The 23,792-nt window shown below is 42.5% G+C and carries 18 protein-coding genes; 3 read left to right on the top strand and 15 right to left on the bottom strand.

The annotated features are described in order from the left end of the window. Positions 1-89: 89 nt before the first annotated feature. From A7456_RS02675 to A7456_RS02660, 4 genes are all read right to left on the bottom strand, one after another. Positions 90-644, bottom strand: a complete 555-nt coding sequence (locus A7456_RS02675; protein WP_067007289.1) for an acyl-CoA thioesterase — start codon at positions 642-644, stop codon at positions 90-92. A 64-nt stretch (positions 645-708) separates the two neighbouring features. Then, a complete protein-coding gene (locus A7456_RS02670) occupies positions 709-2,742 on the bottom strand; it encodes a UvrD-helicase domain-containing protein (protein ID WP_067007286.1) in 2,034 nt (677 codons plus the stop codon). A gap of 206 nt (positions 2,743-2,948) precedes the next feature. Beyond that, the gene (locus A7456_RS02665) at positions 2,949-3,818 is read right to left on the bottom strand and encodes a hypothetical protein (RefSeq protein WP_067007283.1); all 870 of its coding nucleotides are present in this window, start codon (positions 3,816-3,818) and stop codon (positions 2,949-2,951) included. Positions 3,819-4,014: 196 nt separating this feature from the next. Then, complete coding sequence (locus tag A7456_RS02660; protein WP_197940243.1) at positions 4,015-5,010, bottom strand: polyprenyl synthetase family protein; 996 nt, start codon at positions 5,008-5,010, stop codon at positions 4,015-4,017. A gap of 255 nt (positions 5,011-5,265) precedes the next feature. On the opposite strand from A7456_RS02660, the gene A7456_RS02655 reads away from it, so the two are divergent. Beyond that, positions 5,266-6,345 (top strand): 3-deoxy-7-phosphoheptulonate synthase, encoded by a 1,080-nt coding sequence (locus tag A7456_RS02655; RefSeq protein ID WP_066888925.1) that lies wholly within the window; start codon positions 5,266-5,268, stop codon positions 6,343-6,345. A 76-nt stretch (positions 6,346-6,421) separates the two neighbouring features. On the opposite strand, the gene A7456_RS02650 is transcribed toward A7456_RS02655, so the two are convergent. The 7 genes from A7456_RS02650 to ccoN all read right to left on the bottom strand — a co-directional run bounded on the left by A7456_RS02650 (position 6,422) and on the right by ccoN (position 14,291). Next, complete coding sequence (locus tag A7456_RS02650; RefSeq protein ID WP_067007280.1) at positions 6,422-8,578, bottom strand: heavy metal translocating P-type ATPase; 2,157 nt, start codon at positions 8,576-8,578, stop codon at positions 6,422-6,424. Between the two features lie 116 nt (positions 8,579-8,694). Continuing rightward, entirely contained in the window at positions 8,695-9,084 is a 390-nt protein-coding gene (locus A7456_RS02645; RefSeq protein WP_067007277.1) for a WG repeat-containing protein, read from the bottom strand. A gap of 137 nt (positions 9,085-9,221) precedes the next feature. Beyond that, entirely contained in the window at positions 9,222-10,766 is a 1,545-nt protein-coding gene (gene ilvA, locus A7456_RS02640) for a threonine ammonia-lyase, biosynthetic (RefSeq protein ID WP_067007274.1), read from the bottom strand. Positions 10,767-10,892: 126 nt separating this feature from the next. Beyond that, on the bottom strand, positions 10,893-11,975 hold the full coding sequence (ccoP, locus tag A7456_RS02635) for a cytochrome-c oxidase, cbb3-type subunit III (protein WP_066888694.1): 1,083 nt from the start codon (positions 11,973-11,975) through the stop codon (positions 10,893-10,895). After that, positions 11,972-12,151, bottom strand: coding sequence for a CcoQ/FixQ family Cbb3-type cytochrome c oxidase assembly chaperone (locus A7456_RS02630; protein WP_066888696.1), 180 nt, complete (start codon positions 12,149-12,151; stop codon positions 11,972-11,974). Before A7456_RS02630 ends, ccoP begins: the two co-directional genes overlap by 4 nt. Further along, positions 12,151-12,789, bottom strand: a complete 639-nt coding sequence (gene ccoO / locus A7456_RS02625) for a cytochrome-c oxidase, cbb3-type subunit II (protein ID WP_066891896.1) — start codon at positions 12,787-12,789, stop codon at positions 12,151-12,153. Before ccoO ends, A7456_RS02630 begins: the two co-directional genes overlap by 1 nt. Before the next feature lie 11 nt (positions 12,790-12,800). Then, a complete protein-coding gene (gene ccoN / locus A7456_RS02620) occupies positions 12,801-14,291 on the bottom strand; it encodes a cytochrome-c oxidase, cbb3-type subunit I (RefSeq protein ID WP_066888699.1) in 1,491 nt (496 codons plus the stop codon). 645 nt (positions 14,292-14,936) lie between these two features. On the opposite strand from ccoN, the gene A7456_RS02615 reads away from it, so the two are divergent. Together A7456_RS02615 and ccoG are read left to right on the top strand one after the other, a co-directional pair. After that, entirely contained in the window at positions 14,937-15,320 is a 384-nt protein-coding gene (locus tag A7456_RS02615) for an SCP2 sterol-binding domain-containing protein (protein ID WP_066888928.1), read from the top strand. A 491-nt stretch (positions 15,321-15,811) separates the two neighbouring features. After that, positions 15,812-17,161: a cytochrome c oxidase accessory protein CcoG gene (ccoG, locus tag A7456_RS02610; RefSeq protein WP_067007420.1), complete on the top strand. Its 1,350-nt coding sequence runs from the start codon at positions 15,812-15,814 to the stop codon at positions 17,159-17,161. Positions 17,162-17,399: 238 nt separating this feature from the next. Here ccoG and A7456_RS02605 read toward each other — a convergent pair whose 3' ends face one another. The 4 genes from A7456_RS02605 to A7456_RS02590 all read right to left on the bottom strand — a co-directional run bounded on the left by A7456_RS02605 (position 17,400) and on the right by A7456_RS02590 (position 23,778). Beyond that, complete coding sequence (locus A7456_RS02605; protein ID WP_067007271.1) at positions 17,400-19,109, bottom strand: amino acid ABC transporter ATP-binding/permease protein; 1,710 nt, start codon at positions 19,107-19,109, stop codon at positions 17,400-17,402. Further along, complete coding sequence (cydD, locus tag A7456_RS02600; RefSeq protein WP_082995405.1) at positions 19,099-20,826, bottom strand: thiol reductant ABC exporter subunit CydD; 1,728 nt, start codon at positions 20,824-20,826, stop codon at positions 19,099-19,101. Before cydD ends, A7456_RS02605 begins: the two co-directional genes overlap by 11 nt. 245 nt (positions 20,827-21,071) lie before the next feature. After that, the gene (locus tag A7456_RS02595) at positions 21,072-21,839 is read right to left on the bottom strand and encodes a PP2C family protein-serine/threonine phosphatase (RefSeq protein ID WP_067007268.1); all 768 of its coding nucleotides are present in this window, start codon (positions 21,837-21,839) and stop codon (positions 21,072-21,074) included. Positions 21,840-21,891: 52 nt separating this feature from the next. After that, positions 21,892-23,778 (bottom strand): GmrSD restriction endonuclease domain-containing protein, encoded by a 1,887-nt coding sequence (locus A7456_RS02590; RefSeq protein WP_067007265.1) that lies wholly within the window; start codon positions 23,776-23,778, stop codon positions 21,892-21,894. Positions 23,779-23,792 lie beyond the last annotated feature (14 nt).

The raw sequence follows: 23,792 nt of genomic DNA, 5'->3' as shown, positions 1-23,792 counted from the left end.
AGATATTGACAACCTGTCTTTGGCATATACAACCTGTCTTTGGCATATGCAAAGATGAGGACTATGGGATATCAGTATGCCCCCAATCATCACTGTGGAAACGGACGTTGTTTATCAGCATCTATCCACGCCTGCACCCATTCATCAGGCGGTAGGCTTATCTCATCATAGCCAAGCGATGATAACACTTGTGCAGTTGGAATGGGTTTGCCTGTCATAAAGTTGGTTACTGCCGTACGAAGCAGCACATGACAGGTACACCTACCCTTAACCCACATCGTCTGCTCCATGTAGAACCACTTATCATCAATGGCACATACCCTAGTTTTCATCAGCACTTTATCAAACAGACGCACACGTTTGCGATATTGAATGGTACTGCCTGCCACTACCAAGCCCCACCGCTGTTGCAAGAGTTTTTTGCCCAGACCTGTACGAATGGCAAAATCATTACGCCCCAAATCAAACAACGTCAAAATTCGCCCATTATTCATCTCAAAGAAGTTATCAATGTCATTGATGTTGGCAATAAAACGATACTCGGTTGTATCAGTCAGACCGATTAGTGTGCCTGATTTTTTGCTTTTGTGATAAGCGGTTGCACTGCTGATGATGTTTTGGGTTAGGCGTAAAAATGGATACATGACACACTCACATTAATGGTTGATGATGGACGATGAATGATGAAAGGTGAATGATTAAAAGCACCTATCTTTTGCGTTTGGCAGCAAGCATGGCTTGAATGTTTGCCAAATAATCTGTGGCAACTTTATTGGGGTCGGTAGATTTTTTGCGTTTGGCAGGATAATCAATGTGGTCAGTGGGCAACTCATCTAAGAATCTAGATGGCGTGGTTTGGCGATATTCTTTACCTGCCCTGCGTTTTTGGGCATACATTAAGGTCAGCTCATGCCTTGCCCGTGTGATGCCCACATACATTAGGCGACGTTCTTCTTCTATCGTCTCAGAGGCAATGGAGTTACGGTGTGGCAAAATGTCCTCTTCTACACCAATAATATACACAAAATCAAATTCAAGCCCCTTGGCAGCATGCAAGGTCATGAGATTGACTTTGTTAGTATTTTCCTCTTCTTGTTGTTGTTCTAGCATATCTAGCAATACCAATTTGCGAATCACCGCATCAATGCTTTTTTCATCATCATCCTCGGCACGGTCTATGAGTGCATGGATGGATGAGTATAGTGATTCAATATTGTCAAGGCGATTTTTTTCTTGTTGAGGAGTTTTGCTGTCTTCTTTGATGTGGTCAATATACCCTGTCTCCACAATCATCTGTCGCACAAGGGGCATGGGGTCTGGGTTATCATAAAGTTCACGAGTATAATGTTCAATAAATTCACCAAAGCTGGCAAGTATGCCACCTGCCTTTGCCCCCACCGCTGATTTTAGTCCCGAATGAGAGCAGGCGGACAGCAGTGATAAGCCATATTCCTGGGCAAACAGTCCAAGTTTTTCTAAGGTTGCCGAACCCATGCCACGCTTAGGGGTATTAATAATTCGCAAAAATGCAGCATCGTCATCGGGATTTAGAATGATACGTAAATAACTCATGACATCCTTAATCTCAGCACGTGCAAAAAATGACGTACCTCCCGATAACCTATATGGTACTTGTAGTGAACGCAGTTCAGCTTCTAATGGACGAGCTTGAAAGTTGGAGCGATACAGCACAGCATACTGCTCCCATGAGTTATTATATCTTAGGCGGTGTGTTACTATCTCTTTTGCCACACGTTCTGCCTCTATTGCATCATCAGAGGAGTTTAACACCCGAATCAGTTCGCCATGGCCCTTATCTGACCACAGTGATTTTTCAAAAATATGTTCATTATTGGTAATCACAGCATTGGCAGATGCCAATATGCGATTGGTAGAGCGGTAGTTTTGTTCAAGTTTTACCACGTGTAATGTTGGAAAATCCTGCTTTAACAACGCCATATTCTCAGGTTTCGCCCCACGCCACGCATAGATGGACTGATCATCATCGCCCACCACCGTGAACCTTGCCCGAAAGCCCACCAAAAGCTTGATAAGCTCATATTGGGCAGTATTGGTGTCTTGATACTCATCTACCAGTAAGTAGCGAATGCGATTTTGCCATTTATCACGCACCCTTTCATTGTCTTTTAAAATACGCACAGGCAGAACAATCAAATCATCAAAATCCACCGCATTATACGCACGCAAATGGCGTTCATACAGTCCATACAGATGAGCAAAAATCACATCCTCAGGGTCATTTAGCGTACTGATGGCATCCTCTGGAACGACCAGTTCATTTTTCCAGTCGCCAATCATCTTCATCGCCTTACCCACCATGTCTGCACGCTCCGCCCCTGATAGGTTATCACGCACCATGAGTTCAGCAAGCAGACGCTTACTGTCATCTGCATCCATGATACTAAAATTGCCTTTTAAGGGGGTGTGCATGAGTTCATAACGCAAAAATTGCAAACCAAACTGATGAAAGGTAGACACTGTCAATCCACGAATTTTATCGTTTGGCAGCAGCTTTTTGACACGCTCTTTCATCTCTCGTGCCGCCTTGTTGGTGAAGGTCATCGCCGTGATGCGTTCAGCAGGCATGTTGCAATTTTGGATAAGATGAGCGATTTTTTGAGTAATTACAGAAGTTTTGCCAGACCCTGCCCCTGCCAGAACGAGTAGAGGACCTACAACATGGGCTAGGGCTTCTTGTTGGCGGGGATTTAATTGGTTCATAATCTAAATTCTTTGGGCAAATGGTTGGCTATTATAATGGATTTTGACAAATTGGGCAAAAGTTTATGGCATATTTACCAATGACGCTAAGACATATTATCGCCCAAATGATTAAAATGATAAATCCCATCAATTTTTTAAAACACCATCAAACTGGGCATGCCCCATTTACAATCATGTCAAATTACAATCATGTCAAATTACAATCATGTCAAATAAAACAAGCACCATACCGCACAGACACCCAGCACAATTCCCATACCATTGATTTTAGATATCTTTTCTTTAAAAATAAACAATCCCACAACTGCCCCCAAACACATCACCCCAATATTCATGCCTGCAAAAACCAATGTTGGGTCATCTTTATAGACCTGATGAGCTTTGATATAAAATAAAATATTAAAAAAGTTTAAACCCCCGAGTAAAACCCCACTGATTAGGCTCTTGCCCTGCCATTTGGTCTTATTAGCAATTAAATAAATGAACAACAAAAAAAATGCCAATATAAAACTTATAAGCAAAGTATTGGCAAAGGCATTACCCATTTTTGACATTTGTTTAAATAAAACATCAATCACACCATAGCCTGCCCACACCCCACCCAATATTAAAGCGGTGCTTTTGACATTTAATTGACCATCTGTTTTGGTGCGGTTATTTTTTGTATTGGGTTTATAAGTTAAGGCGATTAATGATAAAAACGCCAAAATAATGCCTAAAACCTTGGCAAGCGTTAAACTCTCCCCAAAAATGGTAAATGACGCTAATATCGGTAAAAATAATGCCAAACGCTGTGCCACATCTGATTTGGCAATGCCAACCTGTGCTACCGCCTTTGCCATGATGATAAATACACTCGGCAAAAGCACACCTAAGGCGATGATAATAAACCCCCCATTTGTCATGATTTGACTGACATCAAAATCAGGCTTTAATAACAACACACATAAAATAATGGCGGTGATATAGTTCACCAAAATGGCTTGGGCGATATCAAGGTTTTGATGGCGGGCGGTTTTTAAAAATATGGACACCAACACACTGGCACAAATGGCAAGGACGAGAAAAAGCATTTTTGAAACATCTTGTTACAAATTTGGGCGAATATTATAACCATAACCGAGAGATTGTCAATATTTTTGTGTACAATTTTGCACTATTATTTTGCACAACAATGAAAGCACACACAAATAATAAAGGGTGATTGTAATCACTTTGACACACAATCACCCCATACATTTGCCCCAATACATTCACATCACACGCCCATCACACCAATCTGGCACTTGCCAATTCTGTCAGCTGATACAGAGCATGGCGGTATTTATTATTGGGCAGTCTCATCAAAGCATCTTGGGCAAGGGCGGTTTCTTCTTGTGCCCGATTTTTGCAATATGCCAACGCCCCTGATGACCTAACCGAAGAGATGAGCATTTGGACATCGTCTGTTTTGCCTGTTTGCACAGCGATTCTAAGTTTGTCATAATCGTCGGTATTGGTATTTTTTAAGAGTTGTAAGGTTTTGATGATCGGTAAGGTTGGTTTGCCCTGAGCTAAGTCATCACCTAAATTTTTGCCCATCGTTTGGCTATCGCCCATAAAGTCCATCACATCATCAATCATCTGAAAAGCATTACCAAAATGCTGTCCAAAATCGGATAAATTGGCAAGTAATTCTTTATCATCATGCCTGCCATGAAGTAGAGCCGACCCTACGCACGCCATCATAAACAGCCGTGAGGTCTTGCCATCGATGATTTGCAAATAGTCGCTTTCGGTTGTCTCAATGTTGTGTTGGTGCTGCAATTGTAACACCTCACCTTCGGCGATATCACACGTTCCATCCGAGAACAGCTTTAACAAAGTCATATCCCCAAACCCTGTCAAAAGGTTAAATGAACGAGCAATAAGATAATCACCCACCAAAACAGCCGTTGCGTTATTCCAGGTAGCATTGGCAGTCGGTCGCCCTCGTCTCATACCCGATTCATCAATCACATCATCATGCACGAGCGTGGCAGTATGGAGCATCTCGGTGATTGCCCCCAGTTCTAAACTTGGTTGATATTGCTTATCTTTTATCATGCGTGAGATAAGCAAAGTCATCAAAGGACGCATGCGTTTACCGCCTGCATTAATGACGTGGTCAGAGACTTTCATGACAAGTTGAACTTTGGAATTTAGCGAACCAAAAACTTGTTTGTCCATGACAGCAAAATCATCAGCAACAACGGATAAAATGTCAGAATAAGTGGGCGTGGTCATTGTCATTCTCAAAATAAAAAATAGATATAATAGCACATTTGGGGCGTTGGGCAAAAGCGTTATTTGGCACATGGTTGTGAACTGTCATCGTTCTGTGAGAATTTCTCCCAAAGAGATAACCACAAATTATCAATTTATCAAAACACATAAACTATTTTTAAATTTTTTGTCCATTCCCCACTTTTTGCCTTGTCAAATCAGGCAAAACTGTGCATAATATCCTTTTGACCAAACCCAATGGAACAGGTAGGTATTATGTCTTTTTTAACCCACCATACAGAAATTGATGATGTGAATATTGAAAAAATCACCCCACTAATCACCCCCGCCGAACTAAAACGCACCTACCCTCTATCAAGTCAAGCATTTAACACTGTATTGCACGGTCGCAAAGTCATCGAAAATATCCTAGACGGTGTGGACAAACGCATTTTGGTTGTGGTTGGGCCTTGTTCCATCCATGATGTCAATGCCGCCCACGAATATGCAGACAAATTAAAAGCATTGGCGGATGAGTTAAAAGGCGAGTTATTTATCGTCATGCGTGTCTATTTTGAAAAACCACGCACCACCACAGGCTGGAAAGGTCTTATTAATGACCCAAACATGGATGACAGTTTTGACATTAAAAAAGGGCTTGGCATGGCAAGAAAGCTACTTTTGGAGCTTAATGAAAAAGGTCTGCCCTGTGCCACAGAAGCCCTTGACCCCAACACCCCCCAATACATACAAGACTTAATCAGTTGGTCAGCCATCGGAGCCAGAACCACCGAAAGCCAGACTCACCGTGAAATGTCAAGTGGTCTGTCTTGCCCAGTTGGTTTTAAAAATGGTACGGACGGTTCAATGACTGTGGCGGTAAATGCCATGCAAGCGGTCAGCTCTGGGCATAGTTTTTTGGGCTTATCATCAGATGGTCAAGTCTCCATCATCAAATCCAAAGGCAACAAATACGCCCATGTTGTCTTGCGTGGCGGTAATGACCAACCCAACTATGATGAAACCGCCATTGCAGCTGCCGAAAATGAGCTTGCCAAAGGTAAAACAAACGGTAAAATCATGGTAGATGCAAGCCACGCCAACTCAGGCAAAGACCCATATTTACAGCCCATGGTCATCCAAAATATCGCAGGACAAATCCAAAAAGGCAACACATCCATCATGGGACTCATGATTGAAAGCCACCTAAAAGGCGGCCGTCAAAATATCCCTGCCAACCTAAGCCAATTAGAATATGGCAAATCAGTAACGGACGGCTGTCTTGATTGGGAAAGTACGGTTGATGTGTTACGCAAATTTGCCAAAGACGTCAAAGAGCATCTGCCAAATCGTTGACAGTTCATGGTAAAATAATGTGGTAAAATGACACCAAATTCATCAATCAAGGCGGAGAATCCGCCTTGATTTTTTATTAATTTTGTAAATCTTCCTTCAAATCTACCCCCTTTAATCGCAACGCATTTGCCAACACCGAAAGCGAACTTAGTGCCATGGCAATACTTGCCATCATCGGATTTAATGCACCAATCATCGCAAGTGGAATGCCAATGATGTTATAAATAAAGGCAAAAAATAGATTTTGTTTGATGTTATCTAGGGTCAGTTTGGCGATTTTATAAGCGTGATAAATGTTCATCGTCCTACTTGCATCCGACTGTATAAGCCGTACACTCGCCGAGCCTGTCGCCACGTCTGTTGCACCCCCCACCGCCATGCCAATATCCGCTGTGGTCATCGCCAAGGCATCATTAATGCCATCGCCTATCATGGCGGTTTTATGTGTTTTTTGTAAGTGTTTGATTCTTAGGGATTTATCCTGTGGCGACAACTCTCCGTAACCGTCTATGTCCAGCTCATCTGCCACCTTATCCACCACACTTTGACGGTCGCCACTTAAAATGACAGGTGTGATGCCATCTGCTTTTAATTTATTTATCAGCATATGTGCATCTGCTTTTAGGGCATCGGATAAGGCAAAAATACCCGCCAGTTTGTCATTGATTGCCACAAATACAAGACTGGCTGTGGGGTTGTCATTCATAAAGGCACATGCTTTTTCGTCCAGATTGACACTGACAAAATCACTCGTTCCCACTTTTACCACACCCACGCCAGATATCTCGCCTTGTATGCCATATCCTGCTTGACTTAGGATATTTTTGGCGGTGAATGTGGGGGCGTGTTTATCATAAGCATAAGCGGTAATGGCATGGGCCATAGGATGCGTGCTGTGAGATTCTATGCTTGATGTAACACCAAGCAGTGTGGGCATGTCGCTAAGGCTTAGACTGTCCACCACCACAAGCTGTCCGTTGGTGAGTGTGCCTGTCTTATCAAAGGCCATCGCACCAATCTGCCCTGCTGTCTCCAACGCCACCGCATCCAAAAACTGCACTCCATGGCGAGATGCCACGCCCATGCCTGCCATAATCGCTGTGGGCGTGGCAAGTCCCAACGCACATGGGCAGGCGATGACAAGCACAGCAACCGCTCGCATAAGTGCAATGTCAAACTGCCCCAATACATACCAATTCCCCAAAAAAGTCAGCACCGACAACACCACCACCACTGGCACAAAAACACCTGCCACACGGTCAGCAAGCCGTGCAATCGGAGCTTTGGTTCCCTGTGCGTGTGACAGTGCCTCTGTCATCTGTCCAAGCGTTGTCTGTGCACCCATCGCTTGGGCTTTATAAGTAAAACTGCCATCCACGACCACGCTTCCTGCCAGCACTTCATCGCCATAAGATTTTGATAAATAAGCACTTTCTCCTGTCAGATGAGCTTGGGTAATCTCCCCTTGACCATCTGTGATGACCCCATCTACCGCAATTTTATCGCCATGTTTGGCTTGCAATATATCGCCTACTTTGACATCCGCCAATGCCACATCCACCCACATTTGGTTGCGTTTGACTTTGACCGTGTGTGGTAGTAGCTCCATGAGTTTGGATAGAGCGTTGAGACTGCCTGTTTTGGTGCGATATTCTAAGTATTTACCAAGACTTACAAAAGTCAAAATCATCACACTGGCTTCAAAATATACATGGGCATCTACCAGCCATGCATAAGTAGAATACGCCCAAATCATGCTCGTCCCTAGTGCCACCAGTACATCCATACCAAGCAGTCCGCCCCTTATCCCCGCCCACGCTCCTTTATAAAAAGGCATGGCAAGGGCAAATTGGGCAATGCTTGCCAATATAAACTGTACCCAATTTGGGGGCATGAGTACGTGCAAACCTGTCATCATACCCACCATGCCCACCCAAAACGGCAAAGAAAGCACACCAAGAGCAATCAAGCGATATGGCAGCTTATCGTTACTGGATATGGGGATTTGGGATGAGCCATCAATAAAATCTCCGGTAAAACCCGTCTTTTTTATCCATGTCAAAATCTCATCATCAGGGATGTCGCTTTCGGTACTAAGAGTCAATGTCTCTGTGGCAAAGTTCACCTCAGCACGCTTTACGCTGTCTTTTTTGTTTAATACTTTTTCTAGGCGAGTGGCACAGGCTTGGCAAGTCATGCCATGTATGGTTAGGGTATGAGTTTGATTTGGCATAGTGTTCTCTTTTGTTTATCAGTTAATAAAATGCGAACACGTTGGACAAATATCAAGGGGAAATATCGCCCAATGACCAAAATACTTAAAAAATTTGAAAGTCTTGCCTGCCAAAATCAGTCTAGGCGTTTACCTTCTTTATTGATATAAAATTGCTCACCATGTCGCTTTACCTGAGCTTTGCCATTTTTAAAACCCTGCAAGATGCGGTCATATTGGGCAGGAATAAGCATTTCATCGCCTTTATTGATAAAACCATATTGACCATTTTGCTTGACACCTGCAAAACCCTCCGAAAAGTGTTGGGCATCATCGTACTGGATGGGAATCATCACCTTACCCACTTTATTAACAAAACCATACTTGCCGTGTTGTTTCACGCTTGCAAAGCCTTCTTGCAAGCAATCAACCTCATCATACCCTGTTACCTGTGGTTTTTCACAAGCTAAGGCAAATGCTGGTGATAAAGATAGAATGATGATAAGAGGTTTTAAAAATTGTTTCATGACATCTCCATCAGATTAAATTCATTGATTTATTTTACAAAAATTTTTGGAAAAAACAAACATTTCATAAAATACTTTTAGCCAAAACTCTTAGCCAAAATAAAAATAAGCAACCATCATATTTACATGGTTTGACTTTATTTTAAAAATGCTCCATAGCCAATATTATCCGTTAAATCCTCGCATTCATAACCAATCTCGGTCAGTGCATCCACGATTTGTCGTCCGCTGGTGAGTGTGGCTTGTAGCCCCACCAAAATCCGCCCTTCTGCTGCACCATGATTGCGATAGTGAAATAAGGTTACATTAAAATCTTGTCCTAATTTTTCAAGAAAGTTTAATAACGCCCCTGGTCGTTCGGGAAATACCACACGGAATAAGCGTTCATCAGTAAGTCGTCCATGCCCACCAATTAAATATCGGACATGCGTTTTGGCAATCTCATCATCGGTCAAATCATGTGCCTTATAACCCCCTTTGCTCAGATGTTGCATGATTGTGGCACGCTCGGTTTGACCATCCTTTAAGCCAATACCAACAAAAACTTGGGCAACATTGGGGTTGGTAGCATCTAGGCGGTAATTAAATTCGGTAATATTTCGTCCTTGCAAACTGCGACAAAAATCCAAAAATGCTCCTGCCTGCTCGGGTAACTGCACAGCAAAAATTGCCTCTTTATTCTCACCAATTTCAGTACGTTCAGCAATATAACGCAGGCGGTCAAAATTCATGTTCGCCCCTGAGACGATTGCTACACAGTTTTTGTTAGTAAGATGATGCGTTTTCATGTATTTTTTGAGTCCTGCCAAAGCTAATGCCCCAGACGGCTCAACGATGTGGCGATTTTCTTCAAAAATGTCTTTGACACTGGCACAAATTTCATCATTGTTGCACGTTATCGTATCATCAATGAGACTGCCTTGTCCGTTTGATTTGGTCAAATTGGCAATTTCAAAAGGAATTTGTCCAATTTGGGCAACCGCCACACCGTCAGCAAACAAACTCACTTGTGGTAAGCGAGTGCGTTCACCGTTTTTTAGGGCAACTTTTAGACATGCCGCCCCTTCAGATTCTACGGCAATAATCTTGACATGTGGAGCAATTTCCCCCAAAAACGCCGCCACGCCCGCCACAAGACCGCCTCCGCCCACAGGCACAAAGACGTATTCCATCTCTTGCCAGTCTTGCAACAACTCCAACGCCACTGTACCCTGCCCTGCAATCACAAGCTTGTCATCATAAGGGGCGATGTAGGTCATGCCATCTGTTTGTGATTTTGCAATGGCAAAACGGTTAGCCTCATCAAAACTATCGCCGTGCAAAAATACCGTACCACCAAAGGCTTTAACAGCTTGTACTTTAATATCAGGTGTGGTTTTGGGCATGACAATTAAGTTATTGATTTTTAAGCGATTTGCTGAATATGCTACCCCTTGTGCATGATTGCCAGCAGAGGCACAAATAATGCCTTTTGCTTTTTGTTCCTCGGTAAGTTGACTAATACAGTTGTATGCTCCACGTAGTTTAAAGCTAAATACAGGTTGTAAATCTTCTCGTTTTAGGCGAATGTCATTGTCAAAACGAGTGGATAATTTGTTCGCCTTTTCAAGAGGTGTTCGCATGGCAACATCATAAACGGTTGCGGTAATGATGGCACGGACATAGTCAGATAGGACGGTCATCAGAGATTTCCTTTTATCAAATGTATCATATTTTTTATTAACACGTATAAAAAAACACCCCAAAGGTCAGTTGTCCAACTTTTGAGGTGAGATTCACATAAAGGTTTTTATCAAATCAACAATTCATCATTCGGTAGGGTTTTGTGACAGTGAACGCACATAGGCTGCAAGTAACATAATACGCTCGTTACCCAGCTTAGTTTGCCACTCGGGCATCACGCCAGCACGACCATGACGAATGGTTGTTTGTACCGATTCACGATCACCGCCAAATAGCCAAATATCATCAGTTAAGTTCGGCGCACCAAATGAAGTTAAACCTTTGGCATCAGCACCATGACATAGCACACAGTTGGCCTCAAAAATAGACTTACCTTGTGCCACCAATGATTGATTAAGCTCACCATTATCTACCCCAGGACCATGTCCGCTAGCGATAGACAGTACGTATTCAGCAGCAGCACGAACACCAGACTCGCCCAGTTGTTTCTGCCACGCCGCCATTGCACCGACACGACCATTATGAATGGTTAGCAATATTTCATCTGCATTACCACCATGGAGCCAGTCATCGTCCGTTAGATCAGGATAACCTGTTGCACCTTTGGCGTTGAGACCATGACACAGAGCACAGTTTTGTAAGAACAGACGGTTACCCACTTTTTGGGCTTCTAAATCACCTGCCAGCATATCCACATAAGGAGCCAGCAGTTTGACCTGTTCATCAATTTGAGACTGCAAATCCGAATCTGACTCAGTATTTTGACGTTGTTCAGCTTGCAGTTTAGAAAGTTTTTCCAAAACAGGCACAGCACCATCTGCCCCAGCTACGGCCAAAATGTTTTGCTCAAAGTTTTGGGTGAACACTCTGTTGTTAGCTTGTAGTTGGCTGTTAAGTTCATTCTCTGATGTCCAAGGCACCTCTTGACCATCAACTTCTACGGTAGTAACACCCTTCCAAGCACCTGGTTGAATGGATGGATAAAGAACAAAATATCCCAACCCCCAAAATAGCGTACCAAAGAATACCACAAGCCACCATTTTGGCAAGGGCTTATCATATTCACGAATACCGTCGTATGAATGTCCTGTTGTCTCATCTTCTTCTAGTTGCGGTTTGGTTTTTAAGGTCAAAACAAGCACCCCAAAAATAAAAATCCAACAAGCCAGCGAAAAGATGGTAATCCAAGAACTCCAAAAAAAGCTCATTGTATATCCTTAGTGCGTTGTGATGGCAACTTTTCTATTTGGTTGTCATCTAACGCAAGTTGTGCATCTTCTTCAAAGCGTTTTTTGTTTTTTGGTGAGTATGCCCACCACGCAACGCCAATGAAAGCGAAAAAAGCTACCACGGTTGCAATACTATGTAAAACGCCCCAATTCATTAGCGTTGACCTTGCATGGCAATACCAAGCTGTTGCAAATAAGCCACCAGTGCGTCAAGCTCTGTTGCTCCTTGTACCTGGTCAGGTGCCGCCTCGATATCAGACTCAGTATAAGGCAAGCCAAAATGGTCTTTAAAAATACGCATTTTTGCTTGAACCCTAGATCCATCCACTTCATTTTTGGCAAGCCAAGGATAAGCAGGCATGACTGATGCAGGCACTACCGCACGTGGATTAATCAAATGGTCAATGTGCCATTGGTCAGAATAACGACCGCCAACACGAGCAAGATCAGGGCCGGTACGCTTAGAACCCCATAAGAATGGGTGATCCCATGTAGACTCTGCGGCACGGCTATAAGGTCCATAACGCTCAACTTCGGCACGAAGAGGACGAATCATCTGAGTATGGCATACATGACAACCTTCACGGATATAAATGTCACGACCTTCTAATTCCAATGCTGTCCATGGACGCATGTTGGGAAGTGGCTTATTCACACCGCCTTGCTCTGGTGTATTTTGGTCAAAAAGCAATGGATAAATCTCAACCAAAGTTGCAAAGCTAATCGCAATCACAATAAAAACAACGAGTAAGCCGGTATTTTTTTCAACAATTTCATGTGTAATGTTAGACATGGCTGCCCCCCTTATGCTTTGACAGCATCATTATCAAAGACTTCATCACGACCTGTATTAACCTCATCAGGCTCAGCGATATGTTCAGGCACACTTGGCATTTTGATGGTTTTGTAGCAATTATATGCCATCACCAGCATGCCACCCACATAAAGCAAGCCACCTAAGGCACGCACCACATAAGGCCAGTGTGATACCACAACTGTCTGGATAAAGTCATAAGAAAGTGTACCATCATCGTTGGTTGCACGCCACATCATACCTTGGGTAATGCCTGAAATCCACAGAGCGACGATATACAAGACTGTGCCTGTGGTTGCAAGCCAAAAGTGCACCGTGATTAAATTGGTTGAGTACATTTTTGCTTTATTATAGATGCGTGGCAACAGCACATAGATAGAACCAATGGTTACCATACCAACCCAGCCCAATGCACCAGAGTGTACGTGTCCGACCGTCCAGTCAGTATTATGACTGATGGCGTTCACTTCTTTGATGGACAGCATAGGACCCTCAAAGGTACTCATGGCATAAAATGACAATGCCACAATCAAAAAGCGAATGATGGGGTCAGTACGCAATTTATCCCAACTGCCAGATAAGGTTAGCACACCATTAATCATACCACCCCAAGAAGGTGCGAACAGAATCAGCGAGAACACCATGCCCAAAGATTGGGTCCAGTCAGGCAATGCTGAATAATGCAAGTGGTGACCACCTGCCCACATGTACGAAGCGATTAATGCCCAAAAGTGAACGATGGACAAACGATAAGAATACACAGGGCGACCGATCTGCACGGGGATGAAGTAATACATCATGCCCAAGAACGCTGCTGTTAAGTAGAAACCTACCGCATTATGCCCATACCACCACTGAACCATGGCATCTGTTGCACCGCCATAGAGCGAGTAAGATTTCCACATACTCACAGGAATGGCAAGGTTATTGACGATATGAAGCAGTGCAATGGTGATAATAAACGCTGCAAAGAACCAGTTAGCCACATAGATGTGCGATGTTTGGCGTTTGATGAGCGTGCCAAAGAATACAATGGCATATGCCACCCACACCAAGGCTATACCAATGGAAATGGGCCATTCTAGTTCGGCATATTCTTTGGCAGTGGTCAGACCCAATGGTAAGGTAATGACCGCCCCCACAATGACCGCTTGCCACCCCCAAAAGGTAAACCAAGCAAGATAAGGGGCAAACAGCCTTGTTTTGCAAGTACGCTGAACAATGTAATAAGATGTTGCAAAAAGTGCACAACCACCAAAGGCAAAAATGACCGCATTGGTGTGAAGTGGTCTTAAACGTCCAAAGGACAGCCAAGATGTATCAAAGTTAAGTGCTGGCCATGCAAGCTGTGATGCGATAAACACACCAACCGTCATACCAACGATACCCCAAAATACTGCCATGAGCGTGAAAAGACGAACAATTGTGATTTCATATTCATGGTCAACGGATGGGGCTACTGCTGTTTTAGATAGACTCATGGGATAGGTTTCCTGTGCAGCCCGATTTGTGTCGTTGTTTGGCAATGGTGCCAAATTTACGTTTTTTAACTATAATTTTTTAACTATAATCTTTATTGTAACGCAAAATTTGCCAAATATCATCATTTCAAATCAGTTTTTAGGAAAAAACCTTAAAAAAAGTAAGGAAATGTAACAATCTAACAATGACCACACAATTTCCGATAAACTGGCTTACTCATGATGAGTTTGGCTTGCGTTAAATCCATACCCACAATAGGGTATTGCGATGAGTTTTTCACCATGTATTATACAATACAATTGTAAGTTTTCGGACATGTTTTGTAAAAAATAAGTAAAAATTTTCACATTTTTTACAAATTTTTTGTAACTTTCGCCAAGATTTGACGATTTCAATCAATTTTTTCAATCAAAAATACCTGATTTTGCCAAGTTTAAAAACTTTCACTCAATTTATCTTTTTGATTAAATGCAAATACAATCGTTATTTGGGTTTTTATTTAAATTTTAGACACAAAGCTGGTAAATACTTGATAAACGTTGGCTGGTTTTTGTGGTAATTTTATAAAAAATCTGTTTTTTGGTGATTTTTGCATTATAATAAAACACTTAATAATAAAAAACTTATTTTTATCGGATGATTTTATGGCAAAATTTTTAAGTCAAGCATGGTTTGATAGCCTCCAAATCCTAAACAGCAACGCAGGCGAACTGCACCTACCGCCAAGCCTTGCCAATCTTATTATAAACGTCAACATCATAGGTGATGACCCCAAAGAATTGCATTTAGATGCAGGCAAATTGGGTCAATATCATACCAGTCACGCCATCAGCACCATCAATATTGACAGCGACACGCTCACTCAAATCATCCTAGATAAGGATGCCAATATTGCCCTAGAAGCGTTTATGATGGGCAAAATCCGCATTGATGGCAATATGTCAGCAGTTATGGCATTACAATCTGCCAAACCAAGTCCAGAACAAAAAGCACTTTATCAAAAGATTTTGAATATGACAGAATTTTAAACATGCTTAGCTTTTGACATTCATCACAAAATAAAAACCAAGATGTGTGTCCATTTAATCCTTTTAAAAATCATACAAAAGGTGTAAAATATGGGTAGGTTAGGCTCTTATAATGCCATTTAAACCTAGCAATACAGTAACTTAGCAATACAGTACACGCAAACCATATTTTTGCATAAAAAACATGCCATTTTTCACTTTTTATGGCACGTGCAAAAACATAAATGCCCCATTTATTCCAAATTGATAAAACCAGTATCAATCATCATGCCCAGCCAAGAGCGAACACTCGCCACAACAGCTAAGGTAATATCATGTCAGAACAATCAGATAATTCTGTAAAAAACACAGAAGACAGCGGTAGCAAACCCGAAGTTTTTGACCCCAAAGGGGGCAATGCCACACCTGCCACCGATACCGTTGCCCCACCTGCCAAAAAAGCCAAAAAACCAAAACCTGCGCCCGAAAAACTCATTCCCCATTCCAAAGACATGGATGCCTCCAAAAAACGGATACACCCACGCTTTGTCTCGGGCAAGTATCAAAACATTCGTTTGGTGAGTATGTATGTCATTTTAGTGATGTTTTTGGTATTGCCGTGGATAAAATGGGGAGGGCATCAGGCGATACTCTTTAATGTTACCGAGCCTAAATTTTATGTCTTTGGGGCAACTTTTATGCCACAAGACTTTTACTTCTTCGCTTTTGTCTTTATGATTGCCGCCTTTATGCTGTTTATGGTAACAGTATATGCAGGGCGTGTGTTCTGTGGTTATGCTTGCCCACAGACCATCTATGTACACCTGTATCAACATGTAGAAAAATGGGTGCTTGGCGAACGTAACAAACGCATAAAATTTGATAAAGAGCCAGCTAGCATCTCAAAAATATCCAAACTTGTGCTTATCCATGCCATTTGGGGCGTGATGAGCATGATTACCGCCGTAACGTTCATGTCGCTTGTGGTTGGAACGGATTATTTATTTTTTAATGGCAATCCCATCTTCTTTATGGAATGGAGCAAGCTGACCTGGGTATTTTTTATCCTAATCACCTTTGTCACTCAGACCAATGCAGGCTATATGCGTGAACACATGTGCGTACATTTTTGTCCTTATGGGCGATTTCAGTCGGTCATGTTTGATAAAGATACGCTCATCGTGTCTTATGATTATGACCGTGGTGAACCTCGTGGGGCTCGTAAAAAAGGTGCTCACCCTGAGAGTTATGGCGATTGTGTGGATTGCACCATGTGCGTACAGGTGTGCCCTACTGGCATTGATATTCGTGATGGTCTACAAGTAGAATGTATCCAATGTGCCGCATGTATCGATGCCTGCAATGAAATCATGGACAAAGTGGGCTATCCTCGTGGTCTGATTCGCTACACCACCGAACGTCAGCTTGTCCACAAAGAACAAACCAAAATTATCAGCTTTCGTATCTTTGCCTATATCTTTATCCTAAGCGTGCTTATTGTGGTAGCAGCAATGATAGCAGCAGGACGAGACCCCTTAGAGCTTGAAATTCGCCAAAACCGTCAAAAAGTCAGTAGCGTTGGGCGTGATGGCTTGGTAGAGAACAGCTATGTCCTAAAAATCGTCAATAAGACTGATGAGCGACAAGTCTACAAAGTCAAACTAGAACCTGTTGATGGCTTAACCCTAAAATCTCGCTTTAAGGAATTGCCACTTAAAGCCAATGAGCCTTATGATTTGCCTGTGAGTATCTTTGGCGACCCTGCCAAAGTCAGCGGTACTATCCCTGTTACCATCACTGTTTATACCGAAGATGGCAAGTACAGTACCAGCAGACAAGATGTGTTTGTCTACAAGCCCTAAACAGCCCCCCAAAAAATACACTCACAAAACCCTGTCTGAGACAGGGTTTTGTTGTGATACTTGTTGGGATATTATTTAGGACATTCCAGTATTTTTAATGGGTAATATTTAAATCATATCTAGTTTATCTTTATCCAAACGCCTTAATGGATATTTTCATAAAAAATGGCAAAGTGAGCATGTCTTAATCTTTTAAAAACTCATTTGATTTTATAAGCCATCTTGTATGACAAACCCATCATCCCACATATAGCATATTCACATCGCCCATCCCCTGCCATACCTGATGCGTGGCAATGGCTAATACGCCAATCTCACCTGATTTTTGCATGTCTGTTAGGCTTTGCCATACCTTATGGCGTGTGGTACTGTCAAGCCCTGCAAATGGCTCATCAAGTAGCAACACTTTTTTGGGCGATAAAAGCAGACGAGCCAGTGCCACACGCCTGCCTTGACCACCTGAGATGGCCATACCATACTCACCCAGTGGCGTGTTTAGTCCTTTGGGTTGAGATTTTGACCAGTCCAATAAACCCACTTTATCAAGCACCGCCCACAGTTCATCATCGGTCGCAGACGGCTTACCCAGTCGCAGATTATCGGCAAGGCTCTGGTCAAAAATATCTACATTTTGCCCCAAAAAACCAAATGCCCTACCAAAATCCACTTTATCTATGTCATCACAAAGACCGGATGCTTGCACTAATATCTCGCCATTGATGCGTGGTATTTCCCCTGCCATCGTGGCAAGAAGTGTGGATTTGCCTGCCCCTGATGCCCCCATGATGAGTGTGGGCGTGCTTGGGGTTAAGGTTGCACAGATGCCATCCACGCTCATGATGGCTGATGGCATTTTTATGGATAAGTCTTTTAGAATTAGGGTTGGGCTGCCATCAATGGGCTGTTTTTGGGAGGTAACATCTGCACCCATCAGCTCATTGATGCGTGTTTTGGCATTGATGCTTCTGCCATATGCTAACGGTTCGCTCACCAGTGCCGAGATAATCTCCATCAGCCCAAACACCCCAAGTGTCAGAGCAAGCACAATGGCAGGGTTTAAGGTGGCATGACTGTTCAGGTTCGTCAGTGTAAAAGGGGTAATACCTTGCTCAAATATCCGCCCTGCCATCAGCAGCAGCATTACCACCGCCAATGCGATGCCAAGCTGAATTAGGGCTTGGGCATTACGTCTGTGGCATAAGCTTGCAACCGTCAGTTCATGGTGTCTCTCATCATGTTCGCTAAACTTACGCACACTATCCTGCCATCTGCCCCATGTGATAAGAGCAGTTAGGGCAGGTAAGGTATTGATGAGGTTACTTTTGCGTAGCACAGCAAGTTCACGCTCACGCTTTGCCAGAGCGATGCCTTTATACAGTGTCATGAGTGCAATAACAAACGCCAGTCCCATATGCAGTATAGCAATCCATGCCGTCGGTATCATCAAATACACCATCAATGATAGCACCACCACCGCCGTCGCTGCTATGATAAGTGGCGAGAGTACACGTAAGACAAATTCATCCAGTGTATCAATGTCCTTAACCAGTCTTTGCATGGTCTCGCTACTACCGCCTTTTTGTAGTCGCAAAGATGGCGGTAATCTTGCCCAATGTGCAAAAAATTTCACTCGCAAATCACGAAGTAGCCCAAAGACTGCATGGTGCGATACCATCAAATCGCCATAACGGGCAAAGGTACGTATGATGGCAAAGCCACGAATCAATGCTGATGGTAAAAGGTAGTTAAACGTGTGTGTCCCCACCGCCAACACCCCTGCCACGCCCGCCATCGTAATAAACCACCCAGAGAGCATGACCAACCCCAGTACCGACAGTACGGTTGCTATGCCTAACAGCCATGCAATAAGCCATAAAAATTTTTGGCTAAGCAATAAGTCTCTTAGGCGAAATTTTAGGCGAAATTGACGGTTGGTCTTATTTGTCATGATACACCGCTTGCTTTTGTTGTTTTTGCTGATATAATGCCGTCAAGTCATGGACAACATCAAAATCTACACCCACCTTATCATGCGTGACCCAAATCACGGTCTTAGCATTACTTACACGGTGCAATAACGCCTTTATTTGCTCTGCTGTTTGGCTGTCCAAATGCTCGGTTGGTTCATCAAGCAGCCATACTTTGGCATTTTGTAATAATAATTGGGCAATGGCAAGCCTTTGTCCTTGACCACCTGACAATCCACCACCACGCTCAGCAAGCACGGTATTCATGCCATCTGGCAGTTGGCTTATCGTCTCCCACAGTGCGACATCTTTTAGTACTTGCACCAATTCATCATCTGTGGCGGATGGTTTGGCAAGGCGTAAATTATCACCAATAGAGATGGGTAATAATGGCGTACTCTGTGACAGATAACCCAACTGCGTGCGTAATACATTCATATCAAGCTCATCATAACGCATCGCCTTGCCATCAGTATAAACAATCACATCACCCACAAAATCACCAAAGCCAAGTAGGATTTGTAATAGCGTGGATTTGCCTATGCCACTTGCTCCCATCAAGACAGTACGCTTACCTGCATCAAAGGTTAGGCTAATGGGCGATAATCGCACACGCCCATCATCGCCAAATACCGCTACGTTATGAAGATGAAAAGCAGGTGCATCGCTTAGGTTTATCACCATATTGCCCCCTGTTTTGACTTTAAAATTTAGCATGGGAGCGACCGCTTTGGCACATGCCAGAGCTTGTCCTTTGACATGATATTCCGCTCCCAGACGACGAAGCGGGGCATAAAATTCAGGCACAAGCAACAGGATAAATAACGCTGTACCATAACTTGTCAACACCTGCTCTTTTGCCCATGGTAAAATCCCCATCAAGCCAAAACCTAAATACACCGCTACCAGTGCAATGGATAAAGCGGACAAGAACTCTAACACCGCACTGTTTAAAAAGGCAATTTTTAACACATCCATCGTACGTTTGCGATAATCCTCGGAACTGCCTGCAATGTCTGATACAGCAATATCCACCGCCCCCAGTCGTGACAAGGTGTTCACCCCACGAATCCAATCCAAAAACCGCCCCCCAAGCTGTGCCAGAGCGTCCATCTGTTCACGGCTTTTGGCAGCGGTGGCAATACCGATGATTGCCATAAAAATCGGCACAAGTGGTGCGGTAATTAGTAATACCAATGCTGATGTTACACTATAAAATGCCACGCACCCCGCCAAAATCAAAGGCGTGGTAACGGCGGTCATTTTTTGGACATGAAAACGAGCATAACCGACCATGTGGTCAGGTTCATCAATGATTTTGCTTGCCAATGCCCCATCTGCCCCAAAATCACGCCTTGCCTGCCCAAGCTCCCCCAATTTGGCAAATAGGCGTTGCCTGATTGATTTGGCAACCAAAAGACCTGCATGGCTTAGCAGTGCATCACGCCCATAACCGATGGCAATGCGTAGTATCAAACACAAAAAAAGCAATCCCAAATTAAATAACAGACCACTGCCCACCACCCCATCAGGCAGGGGAACACCCTGCACAAAACTGCCAAACCACCCATCAAAGAGCCACACCAACACACACGCCTGCCCCACCAGTACCATCACGCCAACAATATCCAAAAAATACGCCATCGTCATGGCTTTTTTGACAGGTTTAAACGCTGTCTTTAAAAAGGCATTTGCCATGATATCATCTTGGGAGCGTCTGGGTTTTTTGCGTTTTTGCTTTGGGGGTTGTGGCGATATTGATTGCTCTACATGGGGCGGTTGTATGGGCGGTACAGTTGGGGTCATCGGTTCGGTCATGGTATTATTATTGTCAAATTTGCATTACATTATCGCTAAATTTAACAATAATTTCAAGGTAAAAGACACGCCAAAAAATAACGCCCCGTAAGCCCTACTGTCAGGGCTGTTGTCAGAGCTAAAACTCATGCCACACACCGCACCACAATCACACTCACATTATCAAGTTCGGCCTGTGATGTCATCCGTCTCAACTGTCTAACGCTGTCATTGAGCCAATCTTTTAACACCATGTTATCATCCATTGGCAAAAACTGCCCGTCTAATACGTCCGAAAAACCATCACTACACAGCAGTAAACACTCGCCCTTACCCAAACTGATGTGCTGATGACTTGGCGTGATGGTGGATGTATCACCATACTTATCCACACAAAAATAGCCTGTGAGTGCATGATAACAACTGGCATAACAATGAGTACTATCGCCATCATCTGCCAAACCTGCCAACTCATCCGCCTTTAACTCATTGATAAAATTATGGTCTTTAGTCAGGCAATGCCAACCGCCACGATATAAATACGCCCGACTGTCACCCAAGTGCTTAATCATCACACCGTTATTATCAGTATAAGCACAAACAAGCGTACTACTACTGCCATCAAAGCCTGCCTTATCCGCCAACGTGTCATTTAGCCGATGTTGCAAAACATCAAAATCCAACAACCCCCGCTCGCCATACATCTGCCGAACCAGTCTTAACAGCGTGCGTGACGTGATGCCTGCCTTGGGGCTGACTGCCACGCCATCTGCCACCGCCACACAAAAATCATCGCATTCATCAAGTGTTGAGATAATACCCTTATCCTGATAAATCTTGGTATTGACAAGCACGGCGTCCTGTTGATACGGTACACCGCCACGCCAAGTTAGGGCTTGGATTTGGTAGGTCATACTCTCTCCCATAGCCCAAAAATGGGCTATTTTAATCAGGCTATGTGTTAAATTACTCTGAAATTGTTTTATTTAACAACTCAATCATTTCTATGCCGTGCTTTTGAATAATCTCATCGGTTAGCCATTCTCCACATTCAAACATTTTTCTCTGTTTAAGGCTAAGTGAAGGATACCGCTTAACATCATATCCAGCCTTTTTCTCAGACGGCATTTTATTGCTCAAAGATGAATTTTGACTGTGATTAATTAGACATAAATTACCAAAATGATCAATACTATCAAGTTTGGGGTTGTTATTTGGTGGATTTTGTGGGTAATAATGCTCCACCGAGTTTCTGGCGGTAAACATAAACCCTTGTGATGCATCTCTACGCCACAAAATATAATCCAAACGGTTAAAAATAAAATTCTCTACCTCCGTGCCTTTATCAAGAAAATCACAGTTGCTAATTTCTTTTATCTCGTCTTTATAAATTAAGTCAAAATATTCATCACCTTTGCCGTCATCATAAAAGCGATTAAAATAAAATTTATCACATAAAATTTCTAGAAACTTAATATTTTCACCTGCCGATAAAATAACCGCTTTACCAGTTTTTGGACAATCTTTTAATTGTAACTTGCTTTCATCATTAAGCCATTTTATATAAGCAAATAGCCAATATTTATAATTCTTTGCTGTGAAAGAGTAATGAAACATTGTTTGTAATAGCTTTATTTGTCTATCTTTTGCCAAATCTTCAAATGTATTAGCATGGTAATTGCTAGAATTTTCTGAATTAGATTTTTTAAATTGATAGATATACCAATCATCTCTATCATCAAGCCCATCATGCTTAATCACATAACGGTCAAATAATAAACGAATGTTTAGCAAATGTACGGTAAATTTTCTGATTTTAGCTGAGTTATTGTATAAACAGGATTGTTCAAACTGCTTATTTAAATTAACCGCATCTAAGCGATAAACCTTCTCTTCATCGCCAGCCCATTTCTCAGGATGTACATACAAATACAAAACCTGTGCCAAAAAGTTAGGAAAATCAATGATAGAAGTAAAACGTTCATATTGAGCGTCTTGACTTGGCTTATCGTCTTTTATCAATGCAAAGTTCGTGCTAAGAATTTTTCCCAATTCACTTGGGTATGAATTTTCATTTTGAACTTTGTCTTTTTTTGCCTTCTTTTTTGATTTTTGAAAATTTTCTTTTAAATTGTCAAAATTTTCATACAACCAAAAATACTCGCCTTTATCTTGAAAAAGCTCATGACGCTCATCAGCAGAAAAAGACGACACCGCATAACGACTCATGTCCGAACAAGCATTCCAAACCGCAGAAAATACCGCTCTATCATCAACATCCAGCTTACTCATCAATTTCGCCTTGATGACTTCATGCTGTTCTAATTGCTCGCCACGGTTATTCATGCGTTCAAAATATTGGTTTAAATCGGTGTTTTCTGGAATTTCTGTGCGTATGATTTGTACGTTATTCAATAAAACAGATAAGAAATTATCGGAAAATGACTGTTTTTGCAAGTAGTTATATATAACAGAGATTTGACTATTGCCATTTAATTCGCCTTGTTTCTTAATGATATTAAGTTCATCACTTGAATTTTGGCGATGTTCAAAAGACAAATTTAATTTAAAAGAATGATTAAGAACTGATAAAATCAAAAACAGCGTGGTCAATCTTTGTTGTCCATCAATAACCTCAAAAGCATTATCTGCACGCTTTTTAACCGTTAAAGCCCCAAGATAATATCTCTTATCATTATTTGTTTTGTAATATTCTTGTATGTCCTTAATCATCTGTCTAACTTCATCATCCGACCAAGCATAATTGCGTTGATAGATAGGAATAACATAATTATCCATTTCTGCAAAAAGTTCTTGGATTATAAATTCTTTGATGTTATCATTGCTATTCATGATTTTCTCCTTAA

The organism is Moraxella nonliquefaciens, assembly GCF_001679005.1.
Classification (GTDB): Bacteria; Pseudomonadota; Gammaproteobacteria; order Pseudomonadales; family Moraxellaceae; genus Moraxella; species Moraxella nonliquefaciens.
Note: the sequence above shows the minus strand (reverse complement) of the source record. Positions and strands in the feature narration are given on the sequence as shown.